The following is a 21,680-nucleotide window of genomic DNA, read 5'->3' as shown; positions in this document are numbered from 1 at the left end:
CGCCGCAATCCGTATTAATCGGAGGAGGAAGTAAATTGAAACCAATCGTAAGAGAGCATATTCAGCAGCTAGACGTATCATTGGGCGGCGGGATCGTAAGTGAGAAGATTCGGGTAGATACGATTGATAACCCGATTCTCATCATTGGTCTTGGCGGAACAGGTATTGACGCGCTGCTGCGCTTAAAATACCAAATTAACCGCAGATTTAAGCTGCCGGAAGATCCATTGTCCAAGAAGAAGCTGGAGAAGCCGAACAATGTCGAATTCCTGGCATTTGAAACGAATGAGCAGGATCGCGGCAAGCGCTATAAGGGGATCGGGCTTGATCCGATCAATGAGTTTGTGCTGCTCTCCAACCCGGAGATCGGCGGACTGCTGCAGAACCGCAGCATCTTGGAGTCGTATATTACCGACTGGCTGTCGCCTGAGCTCAGCATTACCGACGGGATGAACGGCGCGGCAGGTGTTCGCCAAGCCGGACGTCTGCTGTTGTTCACCAAGATTAATCAAGTGGTACAAGCAATCGACAAGAAGATCAAGACGCTGTCGGTTGGCACGAACAAGAAGCTGATGGTATTCCTGTTGACAGGTCTGTCAGGCGGAACAGGCAGCGGTTGCTTCCTCGATATCGCCTATATCGTGCGCGGTATTATCGAACGCGATCACGGCTCTGCCGGCATTGACCGCGTGAACACGCTCGGCTATCTCTTTACACCGGACATTAACTTGTCCAATAAGAGCCTGAGCGAGCATACGCGCGAATATATCAAGAAGAACGGCTACGCCGCCCTTAAAGAGCTAGACTACTGGATGAATGTAGACAGCCGCGGCGAGCGCTTCCAGCAGAAGTACGGCAACATCCTGTCGGTTAATTCACCGCTGCCGCCGTTCAATCTGTGCCATCTCATTTCAGCGACGAATACAGAAGGCAAGCTGCTGGAAAATGCGTACGACTACACGATGAACGTAACAGCAGAGAATATTACGAACTTTATATCAAGCGAAGAGAAGCAGTCAGGCGAGGAATTCGCGATCCATGACTATATTAGCAATATTCGGACAAACATCGCGCAGATGAACAAGGTGTACCCTGCAAACTATGAGTACAACATCATCGGTGCTTCTTCCGCGGTGCTGCCGATTGAAGAAATGACGACGTATCTCGGATACCGCTTGTTCCAGAAGATGGAGAAGATGTTCGAGAAAGCGCCGACGCAGGAGGATGTCGAGAAGTTCGCGCGCAAGCTCGGCATTGATCTCGATTCGATGATTAAGACATTTGAATCCCGCGTTCCAGAGCCGCTGCCAGGCTTCGAGAACAGCGAGCGGATGAGCTACAACAACGTGATCAAGACGCAGGTCATCAACATGGATACCGAGCTCGAGCAAACGTTCCTGACGCGTGCGCGTGAAGAGTACATTAAGGCGAAGAAGCAGCTGCCGGGAGAGATCGCAGGACAGTTTACAGATCAGATTCGCCGCATGTTCCTGCATCCGGAGCAAGGCCCGTTCTACGTATCCCGCATGATCTTTACGGAGAAGGGCTTCTGTCTCTTGAAGATGCTGCTCTCATATATTGAGACGCTGCGTGAGAATCTGCACCGCATTCCGCGCGATATTGAAGATGCAAATGATATGGCCTATCAACGTCTGGGAGATGCGAAGAGCGCATTTGTCTCCAAGGATAAGAAGAAGAATGCCTATATACTGGCGAAGATTGATGAGTATTGGCTGCATGCGGATGTTGAGCGGACAGAGCAGATGATTGAGTTCTACGAGGACCTGTACGAGCTCTTGAACCGTGAGAACAATCGAATCTATAACGTATTTACCGAAATATTGAATGCCTTGAACTCGATCTTTGAGAAAAACGGCGACATTCTGATCAACGGCGAGGAGCAAGCCGACCACAAAGGCAACCGCACTTATTACTGGAATATCGTCAGCGTGCCGGACATCTCGAAAGTGATCAGCAAAGTGATGGAGCAGAAGGAAGTAGACGATCTGATTCGCGACTTCTCGCTGTCCTTGCTGGATCATTCGAATCAATGGGTGAAGGAGCAGGAGATCGACATTGTCAGCAATATCTCTGATTTCTTGACGTTGAAGTTCGGCGATCTGATCACACAGTCAATGGAAGAATTCCTCATTATGAAATTCGGGCATGAGGAGTCAATCGAGAAGTTCGTGGAGCGCAGCATCGCGAGCAAGCTGGATGAAGAGGCTGTTCCGGTGTTCCACCTGAGCAACAGCTCAGGCAGCTTGTATTTCCCATCGTGGGGCTTCGTATCGGTGCCTGTGAATGCGCCTAGCATACTCAAAGGAATTCGCAACTACCAGAATAATGCGGTGGGCAAGTCTCACTTTACGATTAAAGAGAGCGAAGTGAAGAACCGCATCTTCTGGCTCAATACACGCAACGGCGTGCCGCTCTTCGTGTATACGCCGCTGAGGGTGTATGAGGAGAACTATGAGCGCACGATTCTGGAGAAGGAAGGCATCGGCCGTCACCTCGTGCAGACGGAGAAGAGAAACTGGACGTATCTGCCGTCGCCGATTCCAGAGAAGTCATGGGGGGACACGTACGTGAACCCACGTGTTCAAGCCTATAATGCGCGCGTGCGCTCTGAGTATGAGCGAGCGCTTGCGTTCGGTGTTATTCGCGAGAAGGATATCGATCAGAACACGAGCAACCGCTATGCGGTCGTCTTCACGAAGCCGCTTGATCTTGAGGCGTTGATGAGCAGCTATGATATGCAGCTGACCATGCCTAAGCCGAATCTCGGCGAAGTGAAGCGTGCCGTCGTCGAATTGAAACGCCTGCTTGCAGGCGGGCTTGAACAGACGGGCACGAAGGATATCTTCGGCAGCATCGCGGAGGACTTGGCGAAGGAGAACCTAATTCGTTCGCCAGAGCTGATCACGCGTGTTCGCGAAGAGCTGGTGAAGTATACAGCGATCGAAGCGAAGATCGCCGAGCTGGAGAAGGTACTCGGCCAGTATCAGGACGAGGAGAAGTGGTTCGACCAATTCATCGAGGCGATGTACACAGGCACGATCACGAAGAAGGGCGCGCTGTACGTGTACGATCGCGACGAAGAGGAAGAAGCATGGGAACCATTCGCAAATGTGATGAAGAGCCGCGACTATGTGGAGTTTGAAGTATTCGGGCGCTTCCGCGAGCTGGATGAGAAGAAGCTCAGTACATTGATGCGCAAAGCATCGCGCCGTGATACGGAGATGACAGCCTCCGAAGATATTACGCCTCTGCTTGCGAAGCTGGATGAGCTGTATGAGACTTACCTTGAATCGCGCGATCGCTTGGAATACGAGAAGATCGAGCTTGCAAACGGAGAGGACGCTTACCAGTTCTACAAGCAGATGACGACTAAATTACATGCGATTCGCAGAAAGTTGAAATAAACGATGACGAAACAGCTACTGGAACGTTACGCAGCTGAATACTCGGCAGCAGAAGATAAGCTGACCGGCAAAGGCGATGACCAGAGCAGCATTCATTATCCGACCGTATATTTGTTCGTTGGCGACAAGACGGAAGAAGCCATAGATCCGATCATGCGCACTAATGAGCGCAAATGGGACAACAGCGCAGGCGTGATGTACGTGCATATTGCATCACGCTCTGCTGGCGGCGAGCAGTCTGCGGGCAGCCATTCAACGCATGCGGCTAAGCAGAGCCATGCTTCGCGCTTGAGCCGCATCGCCTTCTCTCTGCCGGAAGAGCAGCGAGAAGGGAAAACGTATCGCCAGGATGTATACCGTCATTTTTATGAAGAGGATCGCCATCTGTTTGATCTGAATCGCATCCTGCGGCAGGTCAGCATGAACATCGCGGATTATGGCCGCTTATATGCATCATTTGACCGCATTCATCTCTCTGTCATAACGCGGATCGATGATCCGCTTAATGTACTGATCCCGGAGATCAGCCTGCTCTCGCAGTCCATCTTCAGTCAGTCGTTTAAGTCGGTGCAGATGGATCTGTATGCGCTCATTTATGAGCGCGATCAGGTGGAGGCATTTGGCTACACGAGCTCTGTAGGTGTCGCGTTCCTGCGAGAATTGGAGCGGATGCAGCAGCTGGACTATACCTTTACTGCACCTCTTCAGGTGACAGAGGACGGAATTGCGATTCCGGTTGAGCATGCGCCTGCACCTCTGTTCGATCTCGTTTATGTCCTGTCCGATAAGGACGAACGCGGCATCACATCACCTACTGGCATGCAGGATAACTACGAGATTATCTCGCATGTTAGTCTGCTGAAGAATCGGAGACAGAAGGATGCTGCCTATGATCTGAATGTCGGCGGTTATAACAATACTTCATTTAAAAATAACATCATGACAGAATCAGGCCGGCAAGGATATGTCTCTGTAGGGTTTGCGAAGGTAAAGCGACCTAACCATTCCATTGCGATGGCTGTGCTGTATTACTTCTTCAACAAGCTCGTGCAGCGAATGAATGCGGAGCTTGAATGGAGCAGCCGTGAGAAGCTGGCGATGTTCGGCGTCGACCCGCACGCTCTTGCGGCACGCGCGGAGGCGGCCGTCCCGGATGCGGAGCGCATTCACGATATGGCGGGCATTATGACGCATCCGGTCAGCTACAGCAGCCTGAAGCGTATGACGCTGCAGGAAGCGGAGGAGACGTTGTTCGGAGGCGGATGCCGCGCATATTTCCATGAGAATCTAGCAAGGGAGGCGGAGGAAGCGGTCAGACGGATGGATGCGGCTGAGGAGATGCAGCGTACGCTGCAGCATCAGTTGGCTGCGCATCCGCAGATTGGCTTCTTTCATCTCTATGCTTGGACTAATGAGCACGGTGAAGCCGAGAGCGTCATGAAGGAGCTTAGCGCTGCCGGGCGGGAAACGACCCGTGCGATTGAAGCGGCGCGTACCGAGCTGGAGCAGATCTACTGCAGCAAGGTGGAAGACCTGTCGTTCCAGCGCCTGCCGCTTATGGATAAGCACAATGTGCGCAGCTTCATTCGCGCCTTCTTCGATGCCGTATATCGGCAGAAGCTGGACATCCTGCGCTTGGAGACCGAGCTGAAGCTCATTCGCCGCTATGAGGCGGAGCTTCTGCGATTGCACGGTCATTACAAGCAGCAGGTGAGCCGGATGCGCGCGATGGAGGAGACGCTGCGCGAAGCGGCGCAAGCGAGCATTCGTTCAGCCGATGATTATATCGGGCAGAACATTATGGAGTATTATGAACGCGTCACGGAGCAAGTGATGCAGGAGATTGAAGCGAAGCGCGGGGCAAATGCGTTCTTCGAGGAGCGATTTATGGGCAGCATCACACAGCTGCTCGATGCGGGTGAGGAAGCGTTCATGACACGCTTGATTGCCGTATGCCGTGAAGAGCTGCTGACGGCGGAACCGTTCCGCTTAACGTTCGAAGAAGAGCTGCTGCATCGTGCCAATGTCACGGTGGAATACAACAATCGACAGGTGCTGTCGAAGGACGAATTGTTCAAGATGCTTTATCGCAGGCTCGAAGAACAAGCAGGAATTCATATTCGTCTGCTGGATTACACGCATGAGCATCGATACGAGGAGAAGTATTTCTTCGGCGACAACACGAGCGAGTTCGTTCGATATGCGCTAGGTGCCGACGAGACCTCGCGCATCTATAAGCTAGGCTGTGTCCATGAGAAACGGAGCAGCGGCGTGGAGAAGCTGAACATGATGGGCGGCTTCCATTTGGAAGACTTGATGTTCTATCGCAATGGCAAGGTATACTATGAGCACTATGTACAGAACGGATACGCTTTTCATGGCGTCGATCCGGATCAATTGCCTGAGCTGCGATAACAGCAAGGAAATAGCGGTAATTCAAGGCGCCATTCGGTGAGATAAACTTATAGTAAGCACCTGAGTAGTCATTTTATAATGCTATAGCTGCTGTCCAGAGATGGTATACTTGGGACAGCAGTGTATAGCGCGATTGATTCTCTTATATCGCCTTTTCTTGAAGAAGGAGGCGGAATGGCGCTTAATATTACCGCTAATTCTGAAGCAATTTGATAGAGGCAGAGATGGTTGAGTCTCGAATGAATAGGGAGGAAACGTGTCATATGCAGCGTAAAATAAACGGACTGCTCGTACTGTTCAGTCTTATTGGCGGAGCAGTGGGTTTCGCGATTGGAGAGTATGTGCTGCACAGTCTGATGGGCGATATGCCGACCATATTTATTGTGGGCATATATATGGGCATACTCGCGCTCAGCATTGGGCTATTCTGCTTGATTGCTGAGATGATCTCGCCGCGTCTAAGCGGTTCCTCATGGCGACAGCAGTACACGGGATTATCGTGGAAGCTGCTAGTACCTGCGACGCTGGTACTGCTGCTTGTGTTAGGTACAGCGTTGGAGTTCGTCTATGAGCTTAATATGGGCGGCGTGAAGCAAGTAAAGGATATTGTGTTGGTCATTGATAATTCAGGCAGCATGACGCGGACGGACCCTGACAATGGGCGTTATGAAGCAGCCAAGTCGTTGATTAATAATATGGACCAGGATAATCAGGTAGCTATTGTCACCTTCAGCAACAAAGCTGAACTGGTGCAGCCATTCACACCGACGAACTCGGATGAAGCGAAGAAAGAGCTCTCTGCGAAGATCGACGGATTAACCCCGACAGACGGCGGTACCAATATTGCCGCTGCATTAACCGAAACGATGAATCATATTCGTGAGAAGAGAGACCCAAAGCGAGGCACGATGGTCATTCTGCTGTCTGACGGCGTAAGTAATTCTAAAGTGGACGCGATACTGGCTGAGTACATCGATGAAAAGATTCCTGTTAACACCATCGGTCTGAGCCTGGTAGATGCCTCTGGTGAAGGCATGCTGCAATCCATTGCAAGTCGTACAGGCGGACAATATTACGATGTGACAGATGCAGATAACTTATCTCTCGTATTCCAACAAATATACGATAACATGGATGACCGCACCCTGCTGACAGAACGAATCGGATCGTCGAGCGACAGCGCTTATTATATGGTGCTGCGTATCCTGTCCTTCGTTATCATTGGCGCAGCAATCGGCATCGCGCTCGGTGTCGTGTTCGACAACCGCCATCTCGCGCGCAGCTTTGCCATTGGCGGAGCCGCAGCAGGCCTGCTCGCCGGCATGCTGCTCGAATTCGGCCTGACCGGCTGGTCTTTGCCGGATGGCATCATCCGCTTGCTGGCTGACCTGCTGCTCGCAGGCGTCATGACGATGTTCACACTTGTCGTACCTGTGAAGGAGAGCGGCGGCAGCCTGTATCGCCAGCAGCGTCAAGCAGGATCGGCACGCGCCGCGCGTGGCATCGCGGACCAGCCGAAGGATAGAAGCAGCCGTGGATTCTAAACGGCTGCATGAAGCAAGGAGGCCGATATAGCATGAAATTTATCGATGCGGATAACGACTCACCGATAATTGCTGGCTTGAACGGCAGTATTGACGAAGACCGATGTACGCTTCGCTGGCATTGGCCAGCAGGCGTACAATCGGTATATATCCGCAAGATGGATGCGGATGCCGGAGTTGAGGAACCGGAATCTCCAACAGGCTTGCGGCTCTATACGAAGGACGAGTATAAAGCAAACAACGGCTACCACGATCGAGTGACTGGCATAGGCCGTATCCTGTACACGGTGTATGCTTGTGTCATGGAGGATGGCGAGCAATTGCTCATTCGACAGCAAGACGGCAGCAACCGTACAGCGGTTAGCACAGGCAAAGCTAAGATACGCTATGCGGTCCGTATGAAAGGCGGCCTATTCAAGAAGTACAAAACGGTACACATTCAGGTAACGACCGAGGTTCCATTATCGAAGGAAGTGCTCTGCTACGTGAAGAAGCAGGGCGGCTACCCGATTAACCGTGATGATGGAACGGTTTACCCGTTCGTGGTCGATTTTGCGCCTGGACAGAATGTATTGCCCGCTATTGAGATCGGGAAGGAAGAATACGTACGATTGTTCTTCACGGATGGGCCAAGATATGGCCATCTATACGAGCTCATACCGGAATAAGGATGAGCGGATGGAATGATGAATCGATTATGCCGCCGATGAAGGCAATCCCATTCCTCAGAGGAGGTAAACGATGAGTTTCTTGAATTTTTTCAAACGAAAGCAAGAGGCTGTTCCCAAGCCTTTATTTTACGATATTGTATGTCCATACTGCTTCAGCAAGTTTCATCCCGATGAAGTGGTATTCCGCGCGGCGCACCATCGTGAGGATGATGAGAACTATGCGCTTGGCGAAGATGAAGAACTAAATCGCTATCGCGAGCGGTTTGGCCTGGATTCCGTATATGATATCGAAGCGATCTTGTATCCGCGTGATATTCCAGAAGAGCAGCATATTTACTCTGATCATGTCATTGTAGGCTTGAACGATCGCTATGGTGTCGTGACGCGCAAACGCTTATGCCCGAAATGTCATAACGAGCTTCCTATTACCGCAGGCAAGGTGCCGAGCAATATCATTTCCATCATTGGGGCATCGCAGGTTGGTAAGTCCGTTTACATGACATCGCTGATTCATACCCTGCAGCATATGACGGCAGATCATTTTGACGCGGCTTGCATGCCGCTCAATACGGAGATCAGCCGCAAGTTCCGCACGCTGTACGAAGAGCCGTTGTTTGAACGCGGTGATCTGCTGGCATCCACTCAGAAAGAGAAGATGCAGGAGCCTTTTATTTTTCAATTTGTATTCAAGGATGAGTCCAAGCCTCCGTTGACGCTCGTATTCTTTGATGTAGCAGGCGAGGGGATGGTGGATCAGGACTATCTGGGATTGCACGGGCAGCATATTAAGAACTCTGCCGGCATTCTGTTCATGGTCGATCCGCTGCAGATTCGTTCGATCCGCGAGAAGATTCGCATCAAATACGGCGATAATCCCGGCGAGTGGGTCTCGCAGTACGACGAACCGCGGGATGTCGTGTTGACGATGTTTGGCGATTTTATTGCCTATGAGGACAAGGGAAAGACCGATATTCCGACAGCAGTAGTGCTCGCGAAGAGTGATATGCTGCATTCCTTGAAGGATGAGGATGGCGAATACATTAAGTCTAACAGCAACATTTTCAAAAATATGATCCACCGCAACTACCTCAACTTGACGGAGTTCGAAAATATCGACGGCGAAATCCGACGCTTCATCGAGAAGGTCGATCGTCCGTTCAAAGGTACGATGGATGTGTATTTTTCCAATACTGCTTACTTTGCAGTGTCGGCCCTTGGCAGCAATCCAGTCAATCAGAAGCTGGAGAGCGTCGTAAGTCCGATTCGAGTAGATGAACCGTTCATATGGCTCCTCTATCAACTGAAATACATTGAAGGGAGAGAGGAATAGTGCACCACACTCCCACACAGATTCAGCAGCAGATGTATACACGGGAACGGCGTGGAATATTTCGCTCTACTGAAGGCTATGACACAATAGCAGTCTCAAAAGGCTTGGACGCCTCTTTCGTCAAGAAGATACTTCATCCGTTCTGCGTGTATGACGCGCCTATGGAATTGACGACTGCTGGAGAGAAGGACAACGCGCGTTATCCGGATGCGCTGCATCTGTTCCACACGGATCAGGGTGCTATTGTCATGGGGCGCAGCGTTTACCAATCCGCTGACTTTACCGGGCTGCGCAGCACCTTCTTTACGCATAACTATGTGATTCCAGTGGAACGATCGACTGAGATCATAAGCAATTACGGCGGATGGATGCAAGCGGCGTATGCTGATAGCTACGATATCGAGCAAGGCACAGAGCTTCCTGAATTGGATCGAATCCCGCTCAAGCCTGAAGCGAGCTTTAGAAGCTCCTTATCAGTACGCGAGCGTCTAGCGGCCTTGAAGATCGATGAGCGAATCTTCAAGCAGCTGCTTTTCGCATTGATGATGTCAGCCGCAGGCAAGAGAAAGGTGTACATCGCACTTGATGTTCCAATCGAACAATTGTCAGTTCATGCTCGTGAGCTGCTAATGATATTATTTGCAAGCTTGCCATATGCTTATCGTAAATTGCTAGGCTTCATGACCTTCGTGAAGGATTTGCAGAGCAAGCGAGGCATTCACATCATGTTTGTGGAAAAAGGGAGCTTCCGTCCCAATGACCGCAACACTGAGAAGGAATATACGTTTGATCTTGTTTCCGGCCGCGTGATGAATATCGATGCGGAGCTGCCTAATCAGCCGTATTTGGATTTCGCTTGGAATAATCTAGATCATCCTGCACAGGCGGAACGCTTCTATCAATTCGCGGATCAGATGCTTGGAGATATGGACCCGGTTCGTCAGGCTGCTATCGCGAGCTATCATGAGCTGTGCGTCTATTATCTCATCGAAGAGGGCCAAGAAGCCCTTTACGACATGAATAAGTTTGCTGTCCTGCGCGGGATGCTTGAATATTTGCATACGCCAGGTGCGATGTCCTCTAAGCATCGCTTGAATGAACTGTTTGTTGCTCTGCTGAATCGTGAATATGATCTGATTAAGCAGGGTCAACAGTTGGATCCTGCGGCTGCCGATTGCTTCAAGGATTATTATCGGATCAGCGGCGGCAAGCATGAGGGGCAGATCATTGCACTGTTCATTCATGCCATCAGCCAAGCTAAGGTCGATAAAGATCATGCTCGTGCTGCGGCCCTTTACGCTGTTGCTCGCAAACATCATGCTTTCAGTAAAGTGTTTTTCGATACTATTCTGAATCGTGGAATGGCAGGGGCTCTGTTTGACCCTTATATGAAGGAACAATTTGATGCAGCAGATCGAGCTGGAGACGTCATTGACCTCGTATGTGAATGGGGCAGTCTGCATCTTCAGGTGTTAAGCAGCGCTTCGTTTTCGAGCATGGCGCAGACAGCTTTGTTGGAGAAGCTCCGCCCAGAGAATGACCCAGTCACGGTAGTGAACGCGATTCTTGAACAGCTGCGCCGCCTACCGCGTACGAGATGGGAGGATGCTGAGCTTGCGGATTCTGCGTTAATAGAGAATTTAGCTTATGCGGCCAATGTATTCTTGCTGACAGAGCTTGATCTTGAATCGCTGACGAAAGAACAACTGCTTCAGATCGGTTTCTTGCAGCAGCCAGATGAGGTAATAGAATGGGCGGCTCGATTCGACTCAGACGTACGGGCCAAAGCTGCTATGATGCTGGCGGCTTACCAATGGTTTAGTTTGCGCCAGCCTGATATGAAGGTGTTCGACGGTTTATCGGATGCCGAGATCGAGCAAGTACAGAAGCTTGGGCGTAAATGGCTGAGCCGCGAGGTCGTGCCTTCACAATTCGACCGCATCGTATTAGCTTTTTACCGTGACGTCGATGCAGGTCTTGTAGAGTATGGAGCCTTGCTTCATTTTCTGCAATCCTATGCCGCTGATATAGAGACCGTCTACCAGTTCATGCAATGGTCGGAGTCACATACAAGCTTTGTCCGTAAGCGTAAACCATCGCCTGCGTATAGTGCTGCAATCATCACTTATTTCAAAAAGTATGATAAAGAAGCGTTTAAGAAGCGGGCTTATCGCAAGCAGTATTTTGAACAAGCTCAATCTACGCTCAAGCCTGTTTACGCCAAAGCTCGAATGGAACTGGCTTCGCCGTTAATGCGCATGCTGACACGCAATCGAAAGGCAGTATTCGGCTTATTGACCGTAGTTATCCTCGTAGGAGGCACTTTCATCGGCTTACAGGCCGCAGGAGTGTTCGACAAGGAAGCTCCGCCAGTCGCAGTCGACAATCCGGGAACCACTACTTCGCCGCCGATTGTTATAGAGAAGCCTATCGTCTATGCAGAGCAGGTAAAAAAGATGGTAGAGGGCAAGGAGCAGGAGGTAACTCAGCTCGTGTTTGGATTCAAGGATGGACAAGCTTGTGCTGAGTTTAAGCCAGAAGCCTTGACCATTGTAGCTCCTGACGGTAGTAAAAAAGAAATCGACAAATTGGTGATTGCTTCCGCATGCAGTGTTAATAGAGAGAATGGGGTTAAACCTGTTGATGGAGCGGATGCAGGAAAAGGCACGGGAACGGATGCTGTTACCAATACCAATACTAATACTAATGCTAATTCTGGTGCAAATACGGATAAAGCTGCCGGTACTGGTGAAGGTGGAGCAGATAAGGCCCAGCCCTCGGGGGCGGGTGACAGCACTGACAAGGGAACAGAGTCGGACGCCTCAACCCCTGATTCAACTGGTGCAAAGCAGGATGAACCCCCACTGCTCAATCTCGTAACGATTTCGTTAAACGGAAAATATGAAATGCCTGTTGGAACGACAATTCAAATTGGTACTGAGTCGTACCCTCTAGTGGACAAACCACTGAATGTACAGTCTTAAAATAGATGGCTTGTCTATGTTATAAGTGGCGTGATGAACCCGTATCTCCGAATGGAGGTACGGGTTTTTGCTGCTTTGAACGGAGCAGTGAGCCTCTCCAGAAACTAGTTAGCTACTTTTTCATTATGTAGCAAGAGAACGTTTGGGTAATATCCCACTTAATCAGGAGGATACTGGCTTAGGGCGTAAGTGATTTTGAAATAGTGGGGTGCGAATGAACCGTATGTTTATCGAACGGGGATTCCTATCTCCAGAGCATCTGAGTATTATCCCATTCGATCAGGAGTGACGACTATGGAGCTAGGATCCCTATTGTATGAGCGTTCGGGTAATATCCCAATCCATCAGGAGAATGGTGGAGAGGGTTGTGAATGAAAGTGAATCAAGCAGGTCGTGCAAGGAGAGGCGACTATGGAACAAGGATCCCCATTGTAAGAGCGTTCGGGTAATATCCCAATTAATCAGGAGAATGGTAGAGAGGTATGTGATTGAAAGTGAACCGAGCATGTTAGGCAAGTTGAGGTGACTATAGAGCAAGGATCTCTATTGTAAGAGTGTTTGGGTAATATCCCAATTAATCAGGAGAATGGTGGAGAGGGTTGTGATTAAAAGTGAACCAAGCACGTTGGGTAAGGAGAGGCGACTATGGAGTAAGGATCCCTATTGTAAGAGTGTTTGGGTAATATCCCAATTAATCAGGGGAATATTATTCTTTTTCTGAGTAAAGGGGATAGTACCCGAATGGAGTATAGAAGGAATATAGCGTAGGGGGGGAAGCAAAACGAATAAGAGGGTCGAGTATTTCTCGTGAAGAGCTGGGTGATTGATTGTGCCAGTATAGTAAGGTTCGTAGAAAACAGCGTGCTAATCAGTTTCTGAGCAAAGGGGATAGTACCCGAAAGGAGTGTAGAAGGAAAATAGCGTAGGGGGCAGCAAAACGAATAAGAGGGCCGAGTATTTCTCGTGAAGAGCTGGGTGATTGATTGTGCCAGTATAGTAAGGTTCGTAGAAAACAGCGTGCTAATCAGTTTCTGAGCAAAGGGGATAGTACCCAAACGGAGTGTAGAAGGGATATAGCGTAGGGGGAAGCAAAACAAGTAAGAGGATCGAGCATGTCTCGTGAAGTGCTGTGTGATTGATCGTGCCCGTATAGAAAGGTTCGTAGAAAACAGTACACTGCTCGGTTTCTGAGCAAAGGGGATAGTACCTGAAAGGAGTGCGGCAGGGATACGGTTGAGGGGGACAGCAAAACGAATAAGAGGATTGGGTATGACTCGTGAAGTGCTGGGTGATTGATTGTGCCAGTATAGTAAGGTTCGTAGAGAACAGTGCACTGCTCGGTTTCTGAGCAAAGGGGATAGTACCCGAATGGAGTGCGGCAGGGATATGTGTGAGGGGTATAGCAGAACGAGTAAAAGGGATCGAGGATGTCGATGCAGGCTCGGTCAGCTGAGGTTTCATGATCTCTACCGCCTAGTGGGCTCCAGTTCGTCACCCGTCTCGCATAAAAGTCACGATTTTGTTCCAATGAAAGATTGATTATAGGGTTGTCCTGATGACTGAGAAAGGTAACAGAACATATGGTCCTCGCATAGAAAAAAACGTAAAAAACACTTGCTATTTTTTGGTTACACCCATATTATTTAGAATTAAAATATCAAATATTAAATTAAAGAAGCGGGGAGAATTGTTGAGTGGCTGAGAATGATCAGATGGTTGAACTTCCCCTCCTGTTCAAGAAGCTAATCAAGAAGATGACACAGGAATGGAAAAGGCGCATACCTGAAGACTTGTCTATGTCGCAGCATCGAATGCTGTATGAGCTTAGTCAGCGAGGACCGATGAAGGCTACTGAGATGGCGGAATTATTGACGGTCACTGCGGGGGCTATTACAGGCATGACAGATAAGTTGGTTGAGTATGGTTGGGTTGAGCGGAATCGCAGCGAGGAGGACCGTAGAATAGTTCTACTTCAACTGACGTCAGAGGGCGAGAAGTTAATTGATTCGTTAAAAACGCGGCAAAGGGAGACTGCGTTAGCATTTATTGATTTTTTGCCGCCGGAAGATAGCGCGCATTTGCAACGGATATTTACACGCATGTTGGATGAGATTGAAAATACGAAGGAGGAATAGCTGATTGGAGCATTTATCTCATAAACGAAAAGTATCGATCATGCTGGCGATTATTGCGGCTATGTTTTTCTCTGCGATTAACCAGACAATCGTAAGTACGGCATTACCGCGTATTAGTGCAATTCTGAACGGAACGGATCACTATACATGGGTGATCACGATCTATATGCTGACGTCGACCATTGCCACTGTTCTGGTAGGTAAGTTGTCCGATATTTATGGGCGCAAGCCGTTTATATTGACGGGTATCGTATTGTTTATTATTGGAGCGTTCTTGACGGGCTTCTCGAAGGATATATTTCAATTAATCACTTACCGAGGCATCCAAGGTGTTGGTGCCGGTATTATTATGTCCTCTGCCTTTATGGCTGTAGGGGATCTGTTCGCACCTCGTGAACGGGGAAAATGGACTGGAGTTATGATGTCTGTATTTGGTGTATCAAGCGTGATCGGGCCTGCACTTGGCGGCTTAATTGTTGATAATATGCCTTGGCAGTGGGTATTCTGGATCTTTCTTCCGCTCGGAATTGTAGCATTCGTGATGATCTTGACGATGTTTCCGAAGACCGAACGACGCGCATCGGAGTCAATTGACTACTGGGGGGCGTTGTTCTTAACTCTGACTATTGTTCCGTTACTGCTTGGTTTCTCATGGGCAGGTACAACGTATGCTTGGGGATCTCCAGAAATTATCTGGATGTTCACGGCTGCGCTCGTATTTATGATTATATTTGTGCTGGTGGAATTGCGAGTGAAGAGCCCTATTCTTCCCATGTATCTCTTCCGCAACGATATCGTTACACTATCGAATCTGATCGGTTTCATCATGAATGCGGGAATGATGGGCGCTTTAATCTACCTGCCGTTCTTTGTTCAAGGAGTTGAAGGTATCGCGCCTACTTACTCAGGGTATGTTACGATGCCGATGTCGATCAGTATGGTGATTATCAGTTCCTTAGTTGGTCGTTGGATTACGAAGACAGGGAAATACAAGCGTTACGCGCTATGGGGAATGCCATTTATGATCGGTGGTATGATCATCATGGCTTTTATGAACAGCGTATGGGTAGCTGTTCTTAGTATGATTGTATTTGGAGTAGGTATGGGATTCGGAATGCCTGTATTCTCGATCACCGTACAAAATGCAGTAAGTCCTCGGGATCTCGGTGTAGCAACAGCTTCATCGCAATTGTTCCGCAACTTGGGCAGTACAATTGGGATTGCGGTTATGGGTACGATCATGTCCTCCAAATTAGCTGGCAACATTAAAGAAGCGATGGCATCTGCACCTAAGGTGGATATGACGAAGCTGGATCCTGCGGTAGCGAAGAATCTAGCAGAGCTTCAGGATCTGAAAATGCTGCTGGATCAGCCGAAGCTCGAGGAGATACAGGCTGCACTTCCAGATGGAGTGCAATCCGTCTTCATACAAATGGTAGATATGCTGCGTGACGCATTAAGCTCTTCCCTGACAACTGTATTCTTGTCAGGATCTGCGCTTCTGGTGCTTGCAGCCGTTCTGACCTTCTTCTTGCGTGAGATTCCGCTGCGAACCTCCAACAGCCTGCATCCAAAAGAAGGACTGAAGCAAGGCGATCAGCCTGCTCAAGCTTCAACAGGTGCTGTAGTTTTGGATAAAGCTTAATCATTAGTAATAAATAGACTGGATAGGCTGGCGTCATAGTTCATTGTGAGATGCGCCAGTCTATTTTTATGACTGCTTCCATATTATTGTTCAGGATATTCGTTTTCTCACTGTAAACTTATATCTGGTTTATATACAATAAAGATATAATCTGATAACGCTTGCAAGGAGGAAGTTAATATGAGGTTGGATGCTCATCAGCATTATTGGAAGCTTGAACGTGGTGATTATGGTTGGCTGACCCCGGATATAAAGGGGCTGTATCGTGATTATGAACCAAAGGATCTGCTTCCAAGCCTAAAGCAGCAATCTATAGATAAGACGATTGTGGTACAAGCGGCAGCGACGTTGGAAGAGACGGAGTATATGCTGTCGTTGGCTGATCAAAATGAAACAATAGCAGGTGTAGTAGGATGGGTGGACTTATCAGATACGAATTGGCGTCAGCATCTGGAGCAATTCCGCAAGCATTCGAAGTTTGTAGGCTTCCGCATCATGATTCAGGACATGCCGGACGCAAGCGTAGTACTAGAACCCGCATATATTAAGGCGCTGCAAGAGATTGAAGCGGATGACCTGCCTGTGGATCTTCTGCTGAAGTCGGATCAATTGCATGTGCTGACTGAGCTGATGAAGCATGTTCCGCATCTGCGCGGAGTTATTGATCATATAGCGAAGCCTCGTATCGCAGAAGGAATTATAGAGCCGTGGGCTAGTCAAATGAAGGAGTTGGCGCAATATCCAAATCTGTTCTGCAAGCTGTCAGGAATGGTGACTGAGGCGGATCATACCCACTGGAAGCAAGCAGACTTCGACGAATATATTGAGTTGTGCGTCACTTATTTCGGTGTGGAACGCATTATGTTTGGCAGTGATTGGCCCGTATGCCTCTTGGCGGCGGGATACGAAGATGTTGTGAACGTGCTGACGCGAGCGCTGCCAGCCGAATTTACACGTGAGGATGAGGATAAGCTGTTCGGAGCAAATGCATTACGATTCTATAAGCTTGACTTGAGGTAGTTTAACGAGGACATAAAGATAGAAAGGCGCACACCATTCAGTGGTCTGCGCCTTTCACTATTCAAGGAGTATTATTTATACAGATGAGTGCTGCTTATAAGCGCTAATATCGACTCCGACTCCATCAGCTAAACGAGTTCCAAACGTGACATCAGCACGGAAGAAGTTGCAGATGGCACGCATCTGTACTTCTGGTCGGCATACCTTCAGATCGTTAACGATATTAAGCACTAAGCGATCTTGCTCTTCTGGAAGCAAGCTGCGATATCGCTCACCAGCTTGTGTGAAATCATCGGTCTTCTCGATCTTGCGGCGCATCGTTGTGCCGTGAAGAGGCATTTCGCTCTCTGCATACTGGGGCGCTTCTTTAAAGCCGGTCACTTGGCTGTTAGGCTCATAATTGGCAGGAGATGGATTCTGATTAACCTGCATCGCACCGTCACGCTGATGGTTGCGAACGCCTGCGAATGGACAATTCACCGGGATCTGCAGATAGTTCACGCCTAAGCGATATCGTTGAGTATCCGGGTAGGAGAACAGTCGTCCTTGAAGCAATTTGTCTTCGGAAGGCTCAATGCCTGGCACGAGCACGCTAGGTGAGAAGGCAGCCTGCTCGACTTCCGCGAAGAAATTCGCCGGGTTCTGATTCAACGTCATCCGTCCAATCGGCATGAGCGGGAATTGGTCTTCCGGCCATACCTTGGTCGCATCAAGCGGATCGAATGACAACGCGTCACCGTCTGGGTCCATGATCTGTACATTCAATTCCCATTCTGGGAAGTTTCCCGCGTCGATAGCTTCATGCAGATCACGGGTAGCGTTATTGAAATCTTGACCGCCCACTTCGGCAGCCTGCTCAGCAGTCAAGCAGCGAATCCCCTGCTGCGACTTCCATGTGTACTTGATATAGCGCACACGTCCTTCTGCATTCACCCATTTGAAGGCATGAACGCTAAAGCCGTCCATTTCACGATAGTTAGCTGGAATGCCTCGGTCTGAGAACACCCAAGACATCATGTGAGTCGATTCAGGTGTTAAGGACATGAAATCCCAGTAGTGATCAGGTGTTTGGATATTGGTGTGCGGTGCTGGCTTCAAGGAATGAACCATGTCAGGGAACTTAATGGCATCACGTATAAAGAATACAGGCAGGTTATTTCCGACGAGATCATAGTTGCCTTCCGTTGTATAGAACTTAACTGCGAATCCGCGAGGATCACGCAATGTTTCCGGTGAAGTGCTGCCATGAATAACGGTTGAGAAGCGGACGAACACTTTCGTTTCAACTTCTGGATCCTGCAAGAATGCTGCCTTGGTATACTCCGCCATGCTCTTATAAGGCTTGAAGACGCCATAAGCGCCTGTACCGCGTGCATGCACGACGCGCTCAGGGATACGTTCGCGGTCGAAATGTGCTAACTTCTCTAGCAAATGATAGTCTTCAAGCAATACGGGACCGCGCTGACCTGCGGTTTTGGAGCTTTGGTTGTCTGAAACGGGCGTACCTTGATTCGTTGTTAAGTGATGCTGTTCATTCATAGACTAGCCTCCTGTACATCGTTATTGAGAATGCTTATCAATTAAGTGATATTACTCTAACACAAAAATAATTACTTATCAATAATGATTATAAATAAATACAAACTATAATTTATGAATTATATTAATGGGATAAGATATTAATTTGACTAATAAAAACGAACCGAGGATGGTAGTTTCATTTCGATCTAATGAGATGCACAGGTTATGTATATTCCTTGATTAGCGTATATAGTCGAGATTGAATCCAAATCGCTGTATCGATCGGTCGCTGATGAGTGGAATAATACGATCGAGGAGCGGGAATATTTGACAATATTCTGTCGAATGCGTGTTAAGGCGATTTCCATAGTATAATATCAGCAAATCATAGAACAGCAGGTGAAGATGAATATGCAACCGATAGCTAATATTGCAAAACAGTTGGACATTGTACCGGAAGAGCTGGAACAGTACGGTAAGTATGCCGCTAAGCTTAGCGATGAATTGTGGGATCGAATTAGCATGAAGCGGGACGGGAAGCTTATTCTGGTAACGGCTATGAACCCCACGCCAGCAGGTGAAGGCAAGACGCTGACAACGATCGGCCTAACACAGGGCATGAATCGTATTGGGCATAAGACAGTTGCTGCACTGCGTGAGCCGTCTCTTGGCCCATGTATGGGGATGAAGGGTGGAGCAACAGGCAGCGGAGGGGCGCAGATCGTTCCTGCAGAAGATATTAACCTGCATTTTACTGGTGATATTCATGCAGTAACATCTGCTCATAATCTCGTTGCGGCGATGCTGGATAATCACATCTTTCATGGCAATGCGCTTCGAATTGATCCGAATCGCATCTTATGGAAGCGCGCGGTGGACATGAATGATCGAGCACTGCGACGCACAGTTATTGGCTTAGGCGACGGCAATGGCACCGTTCGTGAAGATGGCTCGATGATAACGACTGCATCTGAAGTCATGGCGGTGCTTGGCCTTGCGGAGCATATGACAGACCTTCGCTTGCGCCTCGGACGCATGCATCTAGCATACTCGATTGAAGGCGAGCCTATAACGGTTGATGATCTGGGTGCAACGGATGCGATGTGTGTCCTGCTTCGCCACGCGATTAAGCCTAATCTCGTTCAAACGATCGAAGGAAACCCGGTGCTCGTACATGGCGGACCTTTCGCCAATATTGCTCACGGTTGTTCTAGTGTGCTGGCAACGCGCTTTGGCTTGAAGCTTGCGGATTATGTTGTCACAGAGGCAGGCTTCGGCGCAGACCTGGGCGCCGAGAAATTCATGAACATCAAGTGCCGTCAGACGGGGCTCTATCCTTCGGTCGTTGTCATTGTGGCCACGGTGAAGGCATTGAAGTACAATGGCGGAATTGCGAAGGATGCGCTGACAGAGGAGAATCGAGAGGCTCTAAAGGCTGGATTCGCTAACCTAGCGCGTCATATTGAGAATGTGCGTAAATTTGGCGTGCCAGTTGTTGTAGCTGTGAACCGCTTTGCAACGGATACGGAAGCTGAACTAGAAGATGTGCTTCGTTATTGCCGTGAACATGGCGCGGAGGCTGCAATGTCCGAAGCATGGGCAAAAGGCGGAGCAGGGACAGAGGAGCTGGCGAATATTGTAGCTTCGATGGCGGAAAGCTCAAACGCTAAGCAAGAGTTCAAGCTGTTGTACGCTGATGACTTGCCGCTTAAGGAGAAGATTGAAACGATTGTCCGCGAGATCTATCGCGGGGCAGGCGTGCGTTTCTCTCCGCGTGCGGAACGTGCATTGAAGAATATTGATGCAGGTGCTGGCCGCTCATTGCCGATCTGCATGGCGAAGACTCCTTACTCCTTTTCGGATCAGCCTAAATTGCTGGGTGCCCCATCGGACTTTATGATGGAAGTGAGCGATGTGCGGTTGTCGAACGGAGCGGGCTTTGTCGTTGTAGAGACAGGCGCAGTAATGACGATGCCAGGATTGCCGAAGCTGCCGGCAGCGCTCCACATTCGATTGGATGAAGACGGTACTGTGAAAGGTTTATCCTAATAAACATACATATTAAACATTTTGCATATCCGAGCTCTGGCCAGTGGTCAGGGCTTTTTTCTGTCCCTGTATAGCAGTATTTGAATGTATGAAAATACCAGTTGATGCTGTGGCTCCCAGTATAATAGAATAATGCCTGTTGTGGTCAGATAATGGAACTTATAGATCAAAGGGGAGCAACAGACAGATGAAAATGGAACAACATAAGGTTCACATCGCAACAGCTGATCCAAGCGCGTTAGGATTGTTCGGTCTCGCTATGGTTACACTTGTCGCATCTTCACAGAAGCTGGGATGGACGGATGGAACGTCATTTGTGCTGCCATGGGCCATCTTCCTTGGTGCAATCGCGCAATTATTTGCGTGTGTTCACGATGCAAAGAAGGGCAATACATTTGGTACAACGGCATTTGGCGGGTATGGCTTATTCTGGTTGGGTGTCGGTATGTCTTGGATGATTCAGCATGGCGTATTCGGAGAGTCGATGGCCATGAGTGCTGATCCGAAGCAGCTAGGTCTCGCGTTTGCCGGATACTTGATCTTTACTTTGTTCATGACAATCGGTGCGATGGAGACACATAAAGTGTTATTTTTCATCTTCGTACTCATTGACGTATTGTTCCTGGGCTTGACGATGGATTCTTTCGGAATTGCAGCGCACACGATGCATACTATTGCAGGAATAGCTGAATTCGGTGTCGCGTTGCTCAGCTTCTACGGCTCTGCAGCGTCTGTATTAAATCCGCATTTTGGTCGAGTCTTTCTTCCAGTAGGCAAGCCGTTCGGTATATTTAAGAAGCAATAATTCTAGTCATCTAATTCCAGTGCACTTTGCACTGTCACATGAGCGTCTTCTGACGCTGCGGTCTTATACCGCAGCTTCGGGGCGCTTTTTTTGATGGATGAAGCAGCACTACTTAGAAATTAAATATCCCTAACCA

The 21,680-nt window shown here is 49.0% G+C and carries 12 protein-coding genes; 11 read left to right on the top strand and 1 reads right to left on the bottom strand.

Annotated features, from left to right (window positions below; genetic code table 11):
• Nucleotides 1–35 precede the first annotated feature (35 nt).
• From ACXX53_RS13755 to ACXX53_RS13715, 9 genes are all read left to right on the top strand, one after another.
• The gene (locus tag ACXX53_RS13755) at nt 36–3,425 is read left to right on the top strand and encodes a tubulin-like doman-containing protein (RefSeq protein ID WP_458569218.1); all 3,390 of its coding nucleotides are present in this window, start codon (nt 36–38) and stop codon (nt 3,423–3,425) included.
• A 3-nt stretch (nt 3,426–3,428) separates the two neighbouring features.
• Complete coding sequence (locus tag ACXX53_RS13750; RefSeq protein WP_458569217.1) at nt 3,429–5,840, top strand: transcription initiation factor TFIID; 2,412 nt, start codon at nt 3,429–3,431, stop codon at nt 5,838–5,840.
• A 263-nt stretch (nt 5,841–6,103) separates the two neighbouring features.
• Nucleotides 6,104–7,384 (top strand): vWA domain-containing protein, encoded by a 1,281-nt coding sequence (locus tag ACXX53_RS13745; protein WP_458569216.1) that lies wholly within the window; start codon nt 6,104–6,106, stop codon nt 7,382–7,384.
• A 32-nt stretch (nt 7,385–7,416) separates the two neighbouring features.
• A complete protein-coding gene (locus ACXX53_RS13740; RefSeq protein ID WP_458569215.1) occupies nt 7,417–8,052 on the top strand; it encodes a beta-mannanase in 636 nt (211 codons plus the stop codon).
• Between the two features lie 73 nt (nt 8,053–8,125).
• Nucleotides 8,126–9,385: a hypothetical protein gene (locus ACXX53_RS13735; protein WP_458569214.1), complete on the top strand. Its 1,260-nt coding sequence runs from the start codon at nt 8,126–8,128 to the stop codon at nt 9,383–9,385.
• Entirely contained in the window at nt 9,385–12,369 is a 2,985-nt protein-coding gene (locus tag ACXX53_RS13730) for a GAP1-N2 domain-containing protein (protein WP_458569213.1), read from the top strand. Before ACXX53_RS13735 ends, ACXX53_RS13730 begins: the two co-directional genes overlap by 1 nt.
• A 1,694-nt stretch (nt 12,370–14,063) precedes the next feature.
• Nucleotides 14,064–14,504 carry a MarR family winged helix-turn-helix transcriptional regulator gene (locus ACXX53_RS13725; RefSeq protein WP_458569212.1) on the top strand — a complete coding sequence of 147 codons (441 nt, stop codon included), beginning with the start codon at nt 14,064–14,066 and terminating at the stop codon, nt 14,502–14,504.
• Nucleotides 14,505–14,508: 4 nt separating this feature from the next.
• Nucleotides 14,509–16,149, top strand: coding sequence for an MDR family MFS transporter (locus tag ACXX53_RS13720; protein WP_458569211.1), 1,641 nt, complete (start codon nt 14,509–14,511; stop codon nt 16,147–16,149).
• 180 nt (nt 16,150–16,329) lie between these two features.
• Nucleotides 16,330–17,169 (top strand): amidohydrolase family protein, encoded by an 840-nt coding sequence (locus ACXX53_RS13715; RefSeq protein ID WP_458569210.1) that lies wholly within the window; start codon nt 16,330–16,332, stop codon nt 17,167–17,169.
• Between the two features lie 75 nt (nt 17,170–17,244).
• Here the strand turns inward: ACXX53_RS13715 and ACXX53_RS13710 are convergent, their stop codons facing one another.
• Nucleotides 17,245–18,708, bottom strand: coding sequence for a catalase (locus tag ACXX53_RS13710; RefSeq protein ID WP_458569209.1), 1,464 nt, complete (start codon nt 18,706–18,708; stop codon nt 17,245–17,247).
• Between the two features lie 381 nt (nt 18,709–19,089).
• Between ACXX53_RS13710 and ACXX53_RS13705 the strand changes: the two genes are divergently transcribed.
• Complete coding sequence (locus ACXX53_RS13705) at nt 19,090–20,739, top strand: formate--tetrahydrofolate ligase (RefSeq protein WP_458569208.1); 1,650 nt, start codon at nt 19,090–19,092, stop codon at nt 20,737–20,739.
• A gap of 187 nt (nt 20,740–20,926) precedes the next feature.
• Nucleotides 20,927–21,544 carry an acetate uptake transporter gene (locus ACXX53_RS13700; RefSeq protein ID WP_458569207.1) on the top strand — a complete coding sequence of 206 codons (618 nt, stop codon included), beginning with the start codon at nt 20,927–20,929 and terminating at the stop codon, nt 21,542–21,544.
• The last annotated feature ends 136 nt before the right edge of the window (nt 21,545–21,680 follow it).

The sequence above is a fragment of the Paenibacillus marinisediminis genome (genome assembly GCF_054343325.1).
The sequence above is the reverse complement of the archived record's forward strand: the minus strand, read 5'-3'. Positions and strand labels throughout refer to the sequence as shown.

Excerpts from the sequence above, each read along its gene's own strand:
- ACXX53_RS13740 (WP_458569215.1), top strand. The coding sequence starts at position 7,417 with ATGAAATTTATCGATGCGGATAACGACTCACCGATAATTGCTGGCTTG.
- ACXX53_RS13715 (WP_458569210.1), top strand. The coding sequence starts at position 16,330 with ATGAGGTTGGATGCTCATCAGCATTATTGGAAGCTTGAACGTGGTGAT.
- ACXX53_RS13745 (WP_458569216.1), top strand. The coding sequence starts at position 6,104 with ATGCAGCGTAAAATAAACGGACTGCTCGTACTGTTCAGTCTTATTGGC.
- ACXX53_RS13710 (WP_458569209.1), bottom strand. The coding sequence starts at position 18,708 with ATGAATGAACAGCATCACTTAACAACGAATCAAGGTACGCCCGTTTCA.
- ACXX53_RS13750 (WP_458569217.1), top strand. The coding sequence starts at position 3,429 with ATGACGAAACAGCTACTGGAACGTTACGCAGCTGAATACTCGGCAGCA.
- ACXX53_RS13700 (WP_458569207.1), top strand. The coding sequence starts at position 20,927 with ATGAAAATGGAACAACATAAGGTTCACATCGCAACAGCTGATCCAAGC.
- ACXX53_RS13735 (WP_458569214.1), top strand. The coding sequence starts at position 8,126 with ATGAGTTTCTTGAATTTTTTCAAACGAAAGCAAGAGGCTGTTCCCAAG.